The sequence below is a fragment of the Pseudomonas sp. AP42 genome (assembly GCF_001728935.1).
In the GTDB taxonomy this organism is placed as follows: Bacteria; Pseudomonadota; Gammaproteobacteria; order Pseudomonadales; family Pseudomonadaceae; genus Aquipseudomonas; species Aquipseudomonas lactis.
Map to the genome: position 1 here is coordinate 15,207 of NZ_LYSO01000032.1, position 14,387 is coordinate 29,593.

12 protein-coding genes and 1 pseudogene are annotated in these 14,387 nt (G+C 61.6%); 3 read left to right on the forward strand and 10 right to left on the reverse strand.

Features of this window, described 5'->3' with window-relative positions; all coding sequences use genetic code 11:
- Position 1: 1 nt before the first annotated feature.
- The 3 genes from A7K61_RS14015 to A7K61_RS14025 are packed head-to-tail and all read right to left on the reverse strand — an operon-like array spanning position 2 to position 3,751.
- Entirely contained in the window at positions 2-1,465 is a 1,464-nt protein-coding gene (locus tag A7K61_RS14015) for an amidohydrolase family protein (protein ID WP_069557791.1), read from the reverse strand.
- 1 nt (position 1,466) lies between these two features.
- On the reverse strand, positions 1,467-2,327 hold the full coding sequence (locus A7K61_RS14020; protein WP_044274366.1) for a MurR/RpiR family transcriptional regulator: 861 nt from the start codon (positions 2,325-2,327) through the stop codon (positions 1,467-1,469).
- A gap of 20 nt (positions 2,328-2,347) precedes the next feature.
- Positions 2,348-3,751, reverse strand: a complete 1,404-nt coding sequence (locus A7K61_RS14025; protein WP_032895331.1) for a gluconate:H+ symporter — start codon at positions 3,749-3,751, stop codon at positions 2,348-2,350.
- 189 nt (positions 3,752-3,940) lie between these two features.
- On the opposite strand from A7K61_RS14025, the gene A7K61_RS14030 reads away from it, so the two are divergent.
- Positions 3,941-4,315 (forward strand): lysozyme inhibitor LprI family protein, encoded by a 375-nt coding sequence (locus A7K61_RS14030; protein ID WP_069557792.1) that lies wholly within the window; start codon positions 3,941-3,943, stop codon positions 4,313-4,315.
- Positions 4,316-4,478: 163 nt separating this feature from the next.
- Here the strand turns inward: A7K61_RS14030 and A7K61_RS14035 are convergent, their stop codons facing one another.
- From A7K61_RS14035 to A7K61_RS14050, 4 genes are all read right to left on the reverse strand, one after another.
- Positions 4,479-5,924, reverse strand: coding sequence for a SulP family inorganic anion transporter (locus A7K61_RS14035; protein ID WP_069557793.1), 1,446 nt, complete (start codon positions 5,922-5,924; stop codon positions 4,479-4,481).
- 198 nt (positions 5,925-6,122) lie between these two features.
- Entirely contained in the window at positions 6,123-7,016 is an 894-nt protein-coding gene (locus tag A7K61_RS14040) for an NAD-dependent epimerase/dehydratase family protein (RefSeq protein WP_069557794.1), read from the reverse strand.
- Between the two features lie 104 nt (positions 7,017-7,120).
- Positions 7,121-8,017 carry a LysR family transcriptional regulator gene (locus A7K61_RS14045; RefSeq protein ID WP_044274372.1) on the reverse strand — a complete coding sequence of 299 codons (897 nt, stop codon included), beginning with the start codon at positions 8,015-8,017 and terminating at the stop codon, positions 7,121-7,123.
- 42 nt (positions 8,018-8,059) lie between these two features.
- Positions 8,060-8,824: a sulfite exporter TauE/SafE family protein gene (locus A7K61_RS14050; protein ID WP_069557795.1), complete on the reverse strand. Its 765-nt coding sequence runs from the start codon at positions 8,822-8,824 to the stop codon at positions 8,060-8,062.
- Positions 8,825-9,009: 185 nt separating this feature from the next.
- Here A7K61_RS14050 and A7K61_RS14055 point away from each other — a divergent pair.
- Positions 9,010-9,920: pseudogene (locus A7K61_RS14055) on the forward strand (LysR substrate-binding domain-containing protein).
- A gap of 15 nt (positions 9,921-9,935) precedes the next feature.
- Here A7K61_RS14055 and A7K61_RS14060 read toward each other — a convergent pair.
- The gene (locus A7K61_RS14060; RefSeq protein WP_069557796.1) at positions 9,936-11,363 is read right to left on the reverse strand and encodes an amino acid permease; all 1,428 of its coding nucleotides are present in this window, start codon (positions 11,361-11,363) and stop codon (positions 9,936-9,938) included.
- 132 nt (positions 11,364-11,495) lie between these two features.
- A complete protein-coding gene (gene kynU, locus A7K61_RS14065) occupies positions 11,496-12,746 on the reverse strand; it encodes a kynureninase (protein ID WP_044274378.1) in 1,251 nt (416 codons plus the stop codon).
- Between the two features lie 143 nt (positions 12,747-12,889).
- Here kynU and A7K61_RS14070 point away from each other — a divergent pair, with 143 nt between their 5' ends.
- The gene (locus A7K61_RS14070; protein WP_003176072.1) at positions 12,890-13,363 is read left to right on the forward strand and encodes an Lrp/AsnC family transcriptional regulator; all 474 of its coding nucleotides are present in this window, start codon (positions 12,890-12,892) and stop codon (positions 13,361-13,363) included.
- Between the two features lie 62 nt (positions 13,364-13,425).
- On the opposite strand, the gene catA is transcribed toward A7K61_RS14070, so the two are convergent.
- Positions 13,426-14,355, reverse strand: a complete 930-nt coding sequence (catA, locus tag A7K61_RS14075; RefSeq protein ID WP_044274379.1) for a catechol 1,2-dioxygenase — start codon at positions 14,353-14,355, stop codon at positions 13,426-13,428.
- Positions 14,356-14,387: the final 32 nt, after the last annotated feature.

A 14,387-nucleotide genomic window follows, 5' to 3' on the forward strand; every position in this document is an offset into this window, starting at 1 on the left:
ACTATAGAGACGAAAATCCGCCACGCAAATCCCCGTTGCGCGCCAGGAACCGGCCTGCTCTCTCACCGTTGGCCTGCCCCTCGCGATAGCTCAATACGCCATTGACCCACACCCCCTCAATCCCTTCAGCGGCGCGCTGGGGTGCCTTGAAATCGGCCACATCCCGCACCCGCAGTGGGTCAAATAACACCAGGTCGGCCCAGTGCCCTTCACGGATCTCACCACGCTCGGCCAGCCCAAAGCGCGCCGCCGACAAGCCGGTCATCTTGTGCACCGCCGTGTGCAGCGGGAACAAACCGACATCCCGACTGAAATGCCCCAGTACGCGAGGGAAGGCGCCCCATAAACGTGGGTGAGGAAACGGGTCTTCAGGCAACCCATCCGACCCCACCATCGACAACGGGTGCGCAAGAATGCGCCGTACATCTGCCTCATCCATGCCGTAGTACACCGCGCCCGCAGGTTGCAAACGGCGGGCGGCATCCATCAGTGAAACGCCCCACTCGGCGGCGATGTCCTGCAAATCGCGCCCGCCCATGTCCGGGTGCGGTGTGGACCAGGTGATAGTGATGCGAAACGCGTCGGTCACTTGCTTGAGGTCCAGGGTCGAGGAGCTGGCTGCATAAGGATAGCAATCACAGCCCACCGGATGATCTTTGGCCGCCGCTTCCAAGGCCGCCAACAGCTGTGGACTGCGCCCCCAATTACCGGCGCCGGCGCATTTAAGGTGGGAAATGATCACCGGCACCCTCGCCTCGCGGCCGATCAAGAACGCCTCATCCATCGCCTCCAGCACCGGTTCGAACTCGCTGCGCAGATGGGTGGTGTACACCGCGCCGTAGGCCGTCAGCTCTTGGGTCAGTTGCAGCACCTCATCGGTCTCGGCGCTGAACGCACTGGCGTAGGCCAGGCCTGTGGATAAGCCCAGGGCACCGGCCTCCAGGCTTTCCTGCAACTGCACGCGCATGGCCGCGATTTCATAGGGTGTGGCAGTGCGGTGCAGGTCGTCCATATGGTTGCTGCGCAGCGCCGTGTGGCCGATCAACGCGGCGACGTTCACCGCCGGGCCGGCCCGTTGCACCGCGGCGCAGTAGTCGGCAAACCGTGGATAAGAGAACGCCTCGCGGGTGCCCAGCAAGTTCATCGGGTCTGGCGGGTCGCTGCGCAAACTGACCGGCGAGGCGCTGATGCCACAGTTGCCGACAATCACCGTGGTCACGCCCTGGCTGAGCTTGGGCAGCATCTGAGGCTGGCGGATCACCACCGTGTCATCGTGGGTGTGCACGTCGATAAAGCCCGGCGCCAACACTCGGCCATGGGCGTCGATGACCTGCTCGGCCAGGGCTGTGGACAAGTCACCAATCGTGCGGATGCGCCCTGCGTGCACACCCACATCGGCGATATACCCGGGGGTGTTACTGCCATCGATGATCAGCGCCTGGCGAATCAGCGTGTCGTACTTCATATCAGTCTCCAAGCGGCAGGCTGCCAGGGCCGCCGCGGTAATCGTCCAGGGCGAGTTTGATCCGGCGCAGGCGTTCCTGGTTGTCGTCCGGCAGGGCCAGCGCCAGTTCAGTGGCGAGCAGGTCGATAGCCAGCAGCATGCCGTAGCGCGCCGCAGTGGGCTTGTAGATAAAACTGGTTTCCGCCGATTGCAGCGGCAGCACGACATCCGCCAATTGCGCCAGGGGCGAATCGGCAAGGGTGATGGCAATGATGCGCGCGTCGTAGTTGCGCGCCAGCGTCACCACTTCCAATAACTCGGGGGTCAGGCCCGTGAGCGAGCAGACAATGACGGCATGTTCGGGCCCCAGGGTCGCCGCCGTGACACGCATCATCACCGGGTCATGACTGGCGGCAATCGGATAGCCCAGACGCACCAGGCGCACCTGCAACTCATCGCTGCACAGGCTCGACGGCCCGCCCATGCCGAACGCATGGATCATCCGCGCCTTGCCCAACAGCTTGACCGCATCGCCGAAACTGCGCTGGTTGAAACCCGACAGATGTAGACGCAACGTCGCCTCGATATCCCCCAGGATCTGGCGATGAAACGCTGACTGTTCTGGCTTGCCCGCCGGGTCGAGGAAGCGGCTGCCCACACCACTGGCCTGGGCCAATTGCAGGCGCAAATCGCGCAAGTCACGGCAGCCCACGCTGCGGGCAAAGCGTGACAAGGTGGCGGTACTCACCTCGGCCCGTTGCGACAGTTCCTCCAGGCTGGCGGAGGCGGCGAAGCCCACATCCTCGAGCATCAGCTTGGCGATACGCCCTTCGCCGGCACTGAAAGCGTCCTGGCGGGCGCGGATCTGATAGAGGATGTCCATGGGGGCTCCGGGTTACAGGCTCATAAAACAAGGGACAGGCCGTAGGTCAGGCCGAAGGCGACCAGCGAAATCAGGGTCTCCAGTACGGTCCAGGTCTTGAAGGTCTGGATAACCGTCATATTGAAGTATTCCTTGATCAGCCAGAAGCCACCGTCGTTCACGTGGGAAAAGATCACCGAGCCCGCACCGGTCGCCAGCACCAACAATTCAGGGTGTGGATAACCCAGGCCCAAGGCGACCGGCGCGACCACCCCGGACGCGGTGGTCATGGCCACCGTGGCCGAGCCGGTGGCGACGCGCATCAACGCGGCGAACAGCCAGCCCATCACCAGCGGCGACAACTGGAACGCATGGGCCAGGCCGAGGATTTCATGGGTGACCCCGGCATCCACCAGGATGCGGTTCAACCCGCCGCCCGCGCCCACCAGCAAGGTGATGCTGGCGGTCGGCGCCAGGCATTCGTTGGTGAACTTGAGAATCGACTCGCGGTTAAAGCCCTGGGCCAGGCCCAAGGTCCAGAAGCTCACCAGGGTCGCCACCAACAGGGCGATCACCGAGTTGCCGATAAACAACAGGAACTGGTTGAAACCGCTGCCCGGCGTGGAAATCACGTTGGCCCAGCCGCCGATCATCATCAACACCACCGGCAACAGGATAGTGCCCATGGTCAGTGCAAAACTGGGCAGGCGCGTACGCGGTTCACGCTCAATAAACTGGCGCTCCAGCGGGTTTTCCGCTGGCAAATGAATGTGCGGCACGATGAACTTGGCGTAGACGGGCCCGGCAATGATCGCCGTGGGGATGCCAATCAGGATCGCATACAGCACCGTCTGCCCGACCGAGGCGTTATAAGCCAGCACCGCCATCATTGCCGCCGGGTGCGGCGGCACCAACGCATGCACCACCGACAGGCCGGCAACCATCGGCAGCCCGACCATCAGGATCGACACGCCCACGCGCCTCGCCACGGTAAAGGCAATCGGTACCAGCAACACAAAGCCGACTTCGAAAAACAGCGGCAGCCCCACCAAAAACGCAATACACACCATCGCCCAGTGAGCATTGCGTTCACCGAAGCGGTTGATCAGCGTGCGCGCGACCTGCTCGGCGCCACCGGATTCGGCCATCATCTTGCCGAGCATGGTGCCCAGCGCCACCACCAGGGCGATATGCCCCAGGGTCTTGCCGACACCCGCTTCGTACGAACCCATGATGGTGTCCGCCGGCATCCCGGCCATCAGCGCCAGGCCGATGGACACCAGGGTAATCACGATAAAGGGGTTGAGTCGGTAGCGTGCAATCAGCACGATCAATGCAATGATGGCGATGGCAGCGTATGCCAACAGCCCGAAGCCCGGTAATGCGGCCATGCGGTACTCCTCGGAAAGGGTCACGTCGAATTGGTTGTGAAACTCATAAATCATTCCCGAGGAGCATTTTCAATTTTTATGAAAGTAATTTTCGCCCACGGATAAGCGCTGTCGCTGGGGGACATGCCCGACGGTGGCGGATGAAAATTCGGGGGGTGTTCTTACATGAAGATCAGAGAAGGCGGAAACTCAAACGCCGCCCTTGAGTCATAGACTGCGCATCCACTGCCCAGGAAACCGCTCATGATTCGCACCACAATTGCCGCCAGCGTCCTGCTCTTGTGCGGCAGCGCTTATGCCGCCGACAACCCTGCCTTGAAAACATGCATGGACAGCGCCAATACCACCGCAGACATGGTCAATTGCAATGCCAAGCAAACCAAGGTGCAGGACGACCGCCTGAACCACGCCTACAAGACCGCTCTCGCCGCCCAGGAAGGCGCGCGCAAACAACAACTGCAAGACGTGCAGCGCCTGTGGATCAAATACCGCGACGCCAATTGCGCCTTCGCCGGCAGTGCCACTGGCGGCACGATTGATCAGGTCAATGGCACAGGCTGCGTGCTGGACATGACCCAGACCCGCGCCCAAGAGCTGGAAGACCTGGTCGGCCCGTAATAACGACCTCGCCCCCTCGGAATAACGACCTCGCCCCCTGTAGGAGCGAGCTTGCTCGCGAAAAACCCGAGCACGCCGCAGTGCATCAGAATGCCCGCGTTATCGTTGACGATTTTCGCGAGCAAGAACTAGGCGTCCCCCTCGCTCCTACAGAGGTAAAGGTTCAGTCGTGGTGGACCTTGGCGCGCTTGAGCAGTTTTTTGCAGCGCTCGGATAAATGCAGCACCCGCAGGTGCTTGCCGGCCTTGGTGTAGCGCTCGCGCAGGGTCATCAACGCGGCAATCGCCGAATAGTCGACAAAGCTCAGGTGACGGCAATCCAGCGTGACCTGGGCCGGGTCGTTGGCCGGGTCGAACTGGTTCAAAAACGGCGTGGTCGAGGCAAAGAACAACGTGCCGTGCAGCCGATAGAGCTTGCTGCCATCGGCCTCCAGGTGTTCATCGGCGTACAGTTCCCTCGCCTGCTGCCAGGCGAAGTTCAGCGCGGCGATGACGATACCGCACAGCACGGCGGTGGCAAGGTCGGTGAACACGGTGATGATCGTCACCGCCATGATCACCAGCACATCATTGAGCGGCACCTTGTTGATCACTCGCAGCGACGCCCAGGCGAAGGTCTGTTGCGACACCACGAACATCACACCCACCAACGCCGCCAGCGGGATCCGCTCGATCAGTGGCGACAGAAACAGAATGAACAACAGAATCATCACCCCGGCAAACACCCCGGAGAAACGCCCACGCCCGCCGGAGCTGAGGTTGATCACGGTTTGCCCGATCATCGCGCAACCGCCCATGCCGCCGAACAGGCCCGAGACCATATTCGCCGCGCCCAGGGCCACGCTTTCGCGGTCGGGATAACCACGGGTCTCGGTGATTTCGTCGGTGAGGTTGAGGGTCAGCAGGGTTTCCAACAGGCCGACCATCGCCATCAAAAACGCGTACGGCGCGATGATGCCGAGGGTTTCCAGGGTCCAGGGGATCTGCGGCAGCGCGAAGGTCGGCAAGCCACCGGCGATGTGCGCCATATCCCCCAATGTACGGGTCGGCAAACCGAGCAGGTACACCGCCACGCCAACACTCAGAATCGCCACCAGCGCGGGCGGTACGGCACGGGTCAGGCGCGGCAACAGGTACACAATGGCCATGGTTGCCGCCACCAGCCCAGCCATTACGTACAACGGCGTGCCGCTGAGCCAGGTTTCACCGCTCTTGAAATGTTCCAGTTGCGCCAGCGCAATGATGATCGCCAGGCCGTTGACGAAGCCGAGCATCACCGAATGCGGCACCATGCGCACCAGCTTGCCCAGGCGCAGCAGGCCGAAGGCGACCATGATCAAGCCGCCGAGCAACACCGTCGCCAGCAAATACTCCACGCCGTGTTGCACCACCAACGCGACGATCACCACTGCCATGGAACCTGCCGCACCGGACACCATGCCGGGACGGCCGCCGAACAATGCGGTGAGGGTGCAAATGATGAACGCGCCGTAGAGGCCCATCAGCGGGTTGAGATGGGCCACCAGCGCAAAGGCGATGCATTCGGGCAGCAAGGCGAAAGACGTGGTGAGGCCGGCCAGGGCGTCGGCGCGCAGACGGGTGAGGTTCATCGAGTACCAGGGAGTTGCGGGGGATAAGGCGGGGAATGGTACGGAATTGCGGCGGGTGGGGCTAGTGAAGTGTCAGGTCCGATGCACCGAGTCGCCCCTATCGCAGGCAAGCCAGCTCCCACATTTGACAGGGTTCACACCTGAACAATGTGGGAGCTGGCTTGCCTGCGATGGCAGCACCGCGGTGCTAAGCGAACATCACACCATCTCGTCGCGAATCCACTCCACCACCGACGTGCGCTGAGGCGCCCACCCCAACAATTCACGGGCGTGCTTGCCACGCACTCGGCTATTGGAGCCCAACCCGTAGTTGGCCATTTCATAGCCCCACTCGGCCTCAGCTTCGGCCAATGGCCAATCCTGTGGTTTGCCCAGGTTTAGGGCTTGGGCAATCGCCGTGGTCATGTCGATGAACGCCGCTTCGCTGCTTTCCACAAAGTAGAAAGTGCCCGGTACGTTCTTGGTCAACGCCAGCAGATACAAGGCCACCACGTCTTCAATATGCACGTTGGACCAAATGTTCTGGCCGGGGCCCACATGGCGCACCACCCCGCTTTTGCGTGCCTGCTTGAGCAAGCGCGGCAATTGCACGCTGTCACGCTTCACGCCCAGGCTGTGGCCGTAGATCAGGGTGTTGCAGATCACCGCCGAATTCACGCCGTCGTTGGCAGCCGCCAGGATCAGGTTGTCGATGGCCACCCGGGCGGCCTTGTCGACGGTCGGCTCAGGCAGGTTGTCTTCGAAGTAGATGACATCGCTGGCTTTGCCGCCCGACGCATCCCCTACGATGCTCGAACCGCTGGTATGCAGGAACGGCTTGTTCGAACCTTTCAAAGCGGCCAGCAAGGTTTGCACGGCGCCGCGATGGTCGCTGCTGGCGGCGTTGATCACCGCATCAGCCTTCTGCGCCTGCTCGGTCAATACCGTTGCGTCGTCGAGGGTGCCAATCACGGGCGTGATGCCCAGGGCGGTCATTTCGGCGGCTTGTTCAGCGCTGCGCACCAGGCCAGTGACGTGATGGCCGGCGTTGACCAGGCCGGTAGCGATGGAACCGCCGATAAACCCTGCGGCGCCGGTAACGAATACATTCATGGAGGTTGCTCCTGACTGGGTAAGTAATGCGCCCAGTATCCAACCCACACCGCTGCCTGAATAAGCCTGTGCGGCCCAATTCACTCTTGCGCTCAGATCACGAATCAGCGCGCATACCGCGCCAGCTTGGCCTGAATAAAGTCCAGGAAGCACTGGATGCGCAACGCCAATTGCGAGTTGCGGTAGAACACCGCGTGGATCGGCTGGCGATAGCCACTGTTGAACGACTCCAGCAACGGCACCAGGCGCCCGGCTTCAAGGTCGTGCACCGTCATGAAGTTCGACAGGCAAGCAATGCCCTGCCCTTCCAGCGCCAACTGCCGCAAGGTTTCACCACTGGACGCGCTGACGCCGGGCTGGATCAGCCAGCGGTCACCGTCGCCATGGCGCAGCGGCCAGTGGTTGAGGGTTTCGGTGTGGGTGAAGCCTAGCAAGGTGTGATCAGCCAACTCGGCAACGGTCGTCGGCGTGCCGTGCTGCTTGAGGTAGCCGGGGCTGGCCAGGACATGCAGCGGCGTGCTGCCCAGGAAGCGCGCATGCAGGGTCGAGTCGGCCAGGGCGCCAATGCGAATGGCGATGTCCGTGCTTTGCTCCAGCAGGTCGATGATCAAGTCATCGCTGTTGAGCTCCAGCTGGATATCCGGATAGAGACTGCGAAACTCGGCGATGTACGGCACGATCCCATGCAGCATGAACGGCACGGCGGCGTTGATACGCAGGCGCCCGGCCGGTTTTTTCTGGCGCGAGGACAGGCGCTCTTCCAGCTCGTCCATCTGCGCCAGGATCACTTTGGCCTGTTCGAAGAAGTACTTGCCCTCTTCGGTCAGGTCCATGCGCCGCGTGGTGCGGTTGATCAAGGTGGTGTCGAGCTTGGCTTCCAGGCGCGACAAGGTGCGGCTGACCGCCGATGGCGTTTGCCCGACTTTTTCGGCGGCGGCGGAAATCGAGCCGCACTCGATCACGCTGACAAAAATCTGTAGCTCATCAGATCGGGCTTTCACGGGCAGTCCTTCATTAAACAGCTGACAAATGCCCGGTCATTATTAACCAGCCAGCAACAAATGGCCTCCCAACAACGCCATGCCGGTGAAAAATCCACGTTTAAACCACAAGGCACTGATGCGCCGACGCACCACCTGGCCCAGCCACATCCCCAGCAAGGCCGGCAACAGCGCCAACACCGACGCACCGACTTCAGCACCGCCCAACGCACCACGCCAAGCCAGCCCGGCGGCCAGCGCCAGTGTCGACACGGTGAATGACAGCCCCAGCGCCTGCACCAACTGATCACGGCTCAAGCCCAGCGCCTGCAGATACGGCACCGCAGGGATCACGAAGACACCGGTGGCCGAGGTGATGATGCCGGTGAGCAGCCCGCACAAGGGCCCCAGCCAACGCTCGGTGCGGGGTCCGACCCTGAAGGTCGGCAGGAATAACCCGCTCAAGGCATACACCAGTAACGCCGCGCCCAAGGCACGCACCACCCAAGGCCCACTGCCCATGCCCAGCCACAAGGTGCCCAGCCCGGTGCCGAGGAAAATCAGCAACAGCATCGGCCACAGGCGTTTGAGCAAGACACCCAAGTGGCCGCCACAGGTGAGTTGCCAGAGGTTGGTCACCGTCGAAGGAATGATCAGCAATGCCGCAGCCTGCGCGGGCAACATAGCCAGGCCAAGCATGCCCATGGCCACGGTGGGCAGGCCCAGGCCGATGACGCCCTTGACCGTACCGGCCAGTAGGAAAGTGGTGATGACCAACGCTGTCAGGGCGGGGCCGAGGTTTTGGTAGAACGCGAGGAAGGTATTCATGCACCAATTGTGCAGGGCTGGAGAGTGGCTGAAAATTCGCCATATACTGAGCCAGCCTCTTGTTTTGTGTGAGGCTGATGACGCTATCGCAGGCAAGCCAGCTCCCACATTTGGAATTGTGAATACATTCAAGTGTGGGAGCTGGCTTGCCTGCGATGAGGCCCTTCCAGTCACTGGGAAACTTCATGCACTTTGACCTCATCGACCTGCGCCTCTACCTGCACATCCTGGACACCGGCAATATCACCGCCGGCGCGGCCCGCAGCCACCTGTCCCTGGCTGCCGCCAGTGCACGCATCCGAGCCATGGAGTCTTCACTGGGCATCGCGTTTCTCGAGCGCGGCCGCCGTGGCGTCACCCCGACACCCGCGGGCAAAGCCCTGGCCCGACACGCTCGCCTGCTGTTGCAACAGGCCGACCATCTGCAGCAAGACTTGGCCGAATACGCCAATGGCGTCAAAGGCCAGGTACGCTTGCTATGCAACACCACCGCCCTCAGCGAATACCTGCCGGAACTGCTCGCACAGTTTCTGCGCAAACACCCCAACCTCGATATCGACCTGCAAGAGTTGCCCAGCCTGCGCATTACCCACGCCTTGCGCCAGGGCACCGCCGACCTGGGGATTATTTCCGATGCGGTAGACACCCACGGCTTGCAGACCCTGGCGTTTCGCGACGACCCGCTGGTGCTGATCATGCCCCTGGACCACCCGTTGACCAGCGCGAGTTTTATCGACAGCTTGCAATACGACTACGTCAGCCTGGCAGCCAACAGCGCGCTGGCGGTGTACCTGGAGGAACAGGCGTTGCACGCAGGCTTTCGCCTGCATACACGTATCCGCGCCGATAGCTTTGACGGGGTGATTCGCATGGTCGCCGGCGGTGCCGGCCTGGGCATCGTGCCTCAGGCCGCCTTGGACCGTTGGCCACCTGCGCGCCGCTTCAAGGCCCCCCCCTGCAAGAGGAATGGGCCTGCCGCAAACTGCTGTTATGCGCCCGCTCGTTCGAGCAATTGCCCGGTTACGCCAGCACCTTACTCGCTGCGCTCAAGGCACCCTGTAGGAGCGAGCTTGCTCGCGAAGATCGTCAACGATAACGCGAGCTATCTGGTTTAACGTGGGGCTCTCGGGTTTTTCGCGAGCAAGCTCGCTCCTACAGATGATGTACGTTTGTGGAAGAAGGTGTAGTAGACCGCCGACAGAATCAGCAGGAACGGCACGCCAAACACCAGCGTCATCTTGAACGCTTCGGTGAAATAGGTGGTGATCATCACCGCCCCCATCAGCACCAGCCCCAGCAGCGTGCTGTAGGGAAAAAACCGCAACTGGAACGACAACTTCGCCCCGCCATGACGCTTGCGATAGCGGCGGAAAAACAGGTGCGTGAGGAAGATCATGAACCACGTGAAGATCGCGCCAAACATCGAGATCGCCATCATCAGGGTGAACGAGCTTTCCGGGTACACCACGTTGAGCAAGGTCGCCAGGGCAATGCCTGAACTGGACAGCAGCAGCGCATTCAGCGGGATGCCGTTCTTGCTCAACGCGCCCATGGACTTGGGCGCAAAACCGGCGCGCGACAGGCTGAACATCATGCGCGTGGTGATGTAGAGCTGGCTGTTCATGGCCGACAGCGCCGCGATCAGGATCACGAAATTCATCACCCCGGTGGCGCCGGGAATGCCGATGGTCTGCATCACCGTAACAAACGGGCTCTGGGCCTGGCCGGCCTGGTTCCAGGGCACGATGGCGAGCATCAGCGCCAGGGTCAGCAGGTAGAACACCACCAACCGCACGATGGTAGCGCGAAAGGCTTTCTTCACCGCCTGCTCCGGGTCGGCAGCTTCACCGGCGGCCACGGCGATCATCTCGACGCTGAGGTAGCTGAAGATCGACACGATCACCGCGATCCACATGCCACTCAAGCCATGGGGAAAAAACCCGTCGTGGGCCGTGTAGTTCTGTACCCCGTAGTCAGGGTTGCCGGAGCCGAACACCACATACACCGCCAGGATGATGAAACCGACAATGGCGCTGATCTTGATCGTCGAGAACCAGTATTCGAAGTTGCCGAAGGTCTTCACGCTGATCGCATTGAGCACAATCAGCACACTGGAGAACGACACGATCCACACCCACTCCGGCACGTTGGCGAACCAGTACTTCATGTACATCGCCACCGCCGTGACCTCGGCGCCCACCGCCAGCACAATCGCCGCCCAGTAGGCATACCGCACCAGGAACCCGGCCAACGGGCTGATGTAGAACTCGGCATAGGCGCCGAAGGAGCCGGAGGTGGAATGGGCCACCGTCATCTCCGCCAGGCAGCCCATCAGCAGCAAGGTAATCAACGCGCCGATGGCGTAGCTCACCAGCACGCTCGGCCCGGCATAACCGATGGCGTAGGCGCTGCCCATGAACAGCCCGGTGCCGATGGCGCCACCGATGGCGATCATGCTCATCTGGCCGGAAGTGAGCTGGCGCCTCAGGCCCAGTTCACGGTGGGTAATCTCTGCAAAGCCGTTGTCTGGCGTGGTCACTGGTGTGCCCCTTTATTATTGTGATGGTGGCTGACGCTGAACCTGTGGGAGCTGGCTTGCCTGCGATAACGGTAGTGAATGCACCGACGCTATCGCAGGCAAGCCAGCTCCCACATTTGTTCTGTGTTGCCCTTAAGTAACGCTGTTGCGGACTTTGAATTGCGGCTGGTCCCAGGTGGCGTTGTCGAGAATTTCACCGAGGATTTCCACGGCGTCCCATACCTCGGTGAAGCTTGTGTACAAAGGCGTGAAGCCAAAACGCATGATCCGCGGTTCACGGTAATCGCCGATCACGCCTCGGGCGATCAAGGCCTGGATCACCGCGTAACCTTCGGGGTGTTCAAAGCTGACGTGGCTGCCGCGCCGGGCGTGCTCACGCGGGGTGATCAGTTCCAGGCCGTGGGCGGCGCAGCGGCTTTCGACCAATGCGATAAACAGGTCGGTCAGTGCCAGGGATTTGCTGCGCAGGCTGGCCATGTCGGTCTGGGCAAAAATCTCCAGGCCACATTCCACCATGGCCAGCGAGGTAATCGGCTGCGTACCGCACAGGTAGCGAGCGATGCCGGCGCTGGGGGCGTAGGTAGACTCCATGGCGAACTGCCGGGTATGCCCGAACCATCCGGACAACGGCTGGCGCACCACATCGACCAACGCCGGGTTGACCCACACAAACGCCTGGGAGCCCGGGCCGCCGTTGAGGTATTTGTAGGTGCAGCCAATCGCATAATCCGCATTGGCCTGGTGCAGGTCGACAGGCACCGCGCCCGCCGAATGCGCCAGGTCCCAGATGCTCAGCGCGCCGCACTCGTGGCTCAGTGCAGTCAGCGCCGCCATGTCGTACATGTAGCCGGTCTTGTAGTTGACGTGGGTGAGCATCACCACCGCCACGTCTGCATCGATGGCCTGGGGCAGTTCGGCCGGGCTGTTCACCAGGCGCAGGGAATAGCCTTGTTGCAGCAGTTCGGCCAAGCCTTCGGCGATATACAAATCGGTGGGAAAGTTGCTCGCTTCGCTGACGATGACCTTACGCGCCGGCGTACGCTGGCGCTGCACACTCAAGGCGGCGCTGAGCACTTTGAACAGGTTGATCGAGGTGGTATCGGTGATCACCACCTCGCCGTCACGCGCACCGATCAACGGCGCCAGGCGATTGCCCAGGCGCTGGGACAAATCCGCCCAGCCGGCGCTGTTCCAGCTACGAATCAAGCCATTGCCCCACTCCTCGGCGATCACCTGTTGTGCCCGCTCCAGCGCCGCCACGGGACGCGCGCCGAGGGAGTTGCCGTCGAGGTAGATCACCCCCTCGGGCAAGGCGAATTGGGCGCGCAGGGAGGCCAACGGGTCCTGGGCGTCGAGGGCTTGGCAATGGCTTCGAGTGGTCATGGGTCGTCCTGGTTTTATAAGTGAGGATGGACCAAATAATGAACGAACTTTTAGAGAATTTTCGTGCAAAGTGGTGGGTAAACGGCTATTTAAGCTGTAGGAAATTCGAATTTAACCTCCAAATACGCGGATATCTTCCAAGCATGATTCTTGACGCCACCGACCTGCGCCTCCTGCATTTCCTGCAACAGGATGGCCGCATCAGCAACCAGGAACTGGCGGAAAAAGTCGCGCTGTCGCCGTCGGCGTGCCTGCGCCGTTTGCGCCTGTTGGAGAGCGAAGGAATCATCAGCGGTTACCGCGCGGTATTGAATGCCGAGCAGTTGGGGATCGAGTTGGAAGCCATCGTGCACCTGTCGTTGCGCCAGGATGTGGAGGACTGGCATGAGACGTTCATCAAGAAGGTGCAAGGCTGGCCGGAGGTGGCGAGCGCCTATGTGATCACTGGCGCCAGCAACTATGTGCTGCGGGTGCAGGCGCGCAACCTCAAGCACTTCTCGGACTTCATCGTGAACCACCTGAACCGCACGGCGGGGGTGATGGATATCCGTTCGGAGATCGTGCTGCAGAAGATCAAGGACCGGGATGAGGTGTTGGACCTGGTCGTGCGCAAATAACACAAACACCCTAAAACCAATGTGGGAGCTGGCTTGCCAGCTCCCACAGTTGACCGAGTTGATCAGTCTTCCAGAGCACGCACTCGTTGCATGCGCTGCTGCTCTATTGGCGCATCCGCCACCTGCAACTCAAAGTCAAAATCAATCTGCGCAAACCGCCCCTGCACGCCAAACTCCCGCGCCAGTTGCGGGTCGTCGCTGAAGCGAATCTCGGCAATCAGCTCATCCCGGGTGGCATAGGCAAAGTCATCATGCAGGTACGGGTCATCCGACAGGTTGATCTGCGTGGTCAGGTGCCGGTGCCCCGGCGCCGAGATGAAGAAGTGGATATGCGCCGGCCGCTGCCCGTGGCGCCCCAACTGGTCGAGCAACTGTTGCGTCGGCCCGGTCGGTGGGCAGCCGTAGCCCGAAGGCACGATGCTGCGAAAACGGTAGTTGCCCTGGGCGTCGGTCTCGATGCGCCGGCGCAGGTTGAACTCAGACTGATTCGGGTCGAACCACGAATAGGTCCCGCCCGTGTTGGCCTGCCACACATCCACAATTGCCCCTGCCAACGGCTTGCCCTCGGTATCGCGTACTTGCCCGCGCATGAACAACGGCACCGCGTCGTCCTTGCCATCATCCAGCCGTGCCTCGTACTTGGACAGCGGCGCACCGGCCACGTACAACGGGCCTTCAATGGTGCGCGGCGTGCCACCCGACTTGCCGGCCTGCTCGTCGGCGGCGTCCATCAACAGGTCCAGGTAATGCTCCAGGCCCAAGCCGGCCGCGAGCAGGCCGGCCTCTTGGTTTTTGCCCAGTTCATTGAGGTAGTTGACCGCCTTCCAGAACTCTTCCGGGGTCACTTCCAGGTCTTCGATGATGTTCACGGTGTCGCGCAGGAGCCGGTAGATCAGCGCCTTGGTGCGTGGGTTGCCCGCGTCATTGAGGTTACCGCTGGCTTCTTCGAGAAACTGTTGGGCGTGGGCAGTCTGGGACAGGCGGATGGACATGGTGCATTCCTCATCTTGTAGTTATAGGTGCA

What these genes read in the sequence shown, in the direction of transcription:
- A7K61_RS14015 (WP_069557791.1), bottom strand. Translation starts at nt 1,465, where the DNA reads ATGAAGTACGACACGCTGATTCGCCAGGCGCTGATCATCGATGGCAGT.
- A7K61_RS14020 (WP_044274366.1), bottom strand. Translation starts at nt 2,327, where the DNA reads ATGGACATCCTCTATCAGATCCGCGCCCGCCAGGACGCTTTCAGTGCC.
- A7K61_RS14025 (WP_032895331.1), bottom strand. Translation starts at nt 3,751, where the DNA reads ATGATTTATGAGTTTCACAACCAATTCGACGTGACCCTTTCCGAGGAG.
- A7K61_RS14030 (WP_069557792.1), top strand. Translation starts at nt 3,941, where the DNA reads ATGATTCGCACCACAATTGCCGCCAGCGTCCTGCTCTTGTGCGGCAGC.
- A7K61_RS14035 (WP_069557793.1), bottom strand. Translation starts at nt 5,924, where the DNA reads ATGAACCTCACCCGTCTGCGCGCCGACGCCCTGGCCGGCCTCACCACG.
- A7K61_RS14040 (WP_069557794.1), bottom strand. Translation starts at nt 7,016, where the DNA reads ATGAATGTATTCGTTACCGGCGCCGCAGGGTTTATCGGCGGTTCCATC.
- A7K61_RS14050 (WP_069557795.1), bottom strand. Translation starts at nt 8,824, where the DNA reads ATGAATACCTTCCTCGCGTTCTACCAAAACCTCGGCCCCGCCCTGACA.
- kynU (WP_044274378.1), bottom strand. Translation starts at nt 12,746, where the DNA reads ATGACCACTCGAAGCCATTGCCAAGCCCTCGACGCCCAGGACCCGTTG.
- A7K61_RS14070 (WP_003176072.1), top strand. Translation starts at nt 12,890, where the DNA reads ATGATTCTTGACGCCACCGACCTGCGCCTCCTGCATTTCCTGCAACAG.
- catA (WP_044274379.1), bottom strand. Translation starts at nt 14,355, where the DNA reads ATGTCCATCCGCCTGTCCCAGACTGCCCACGCCCAACAGTTTCTCGAA.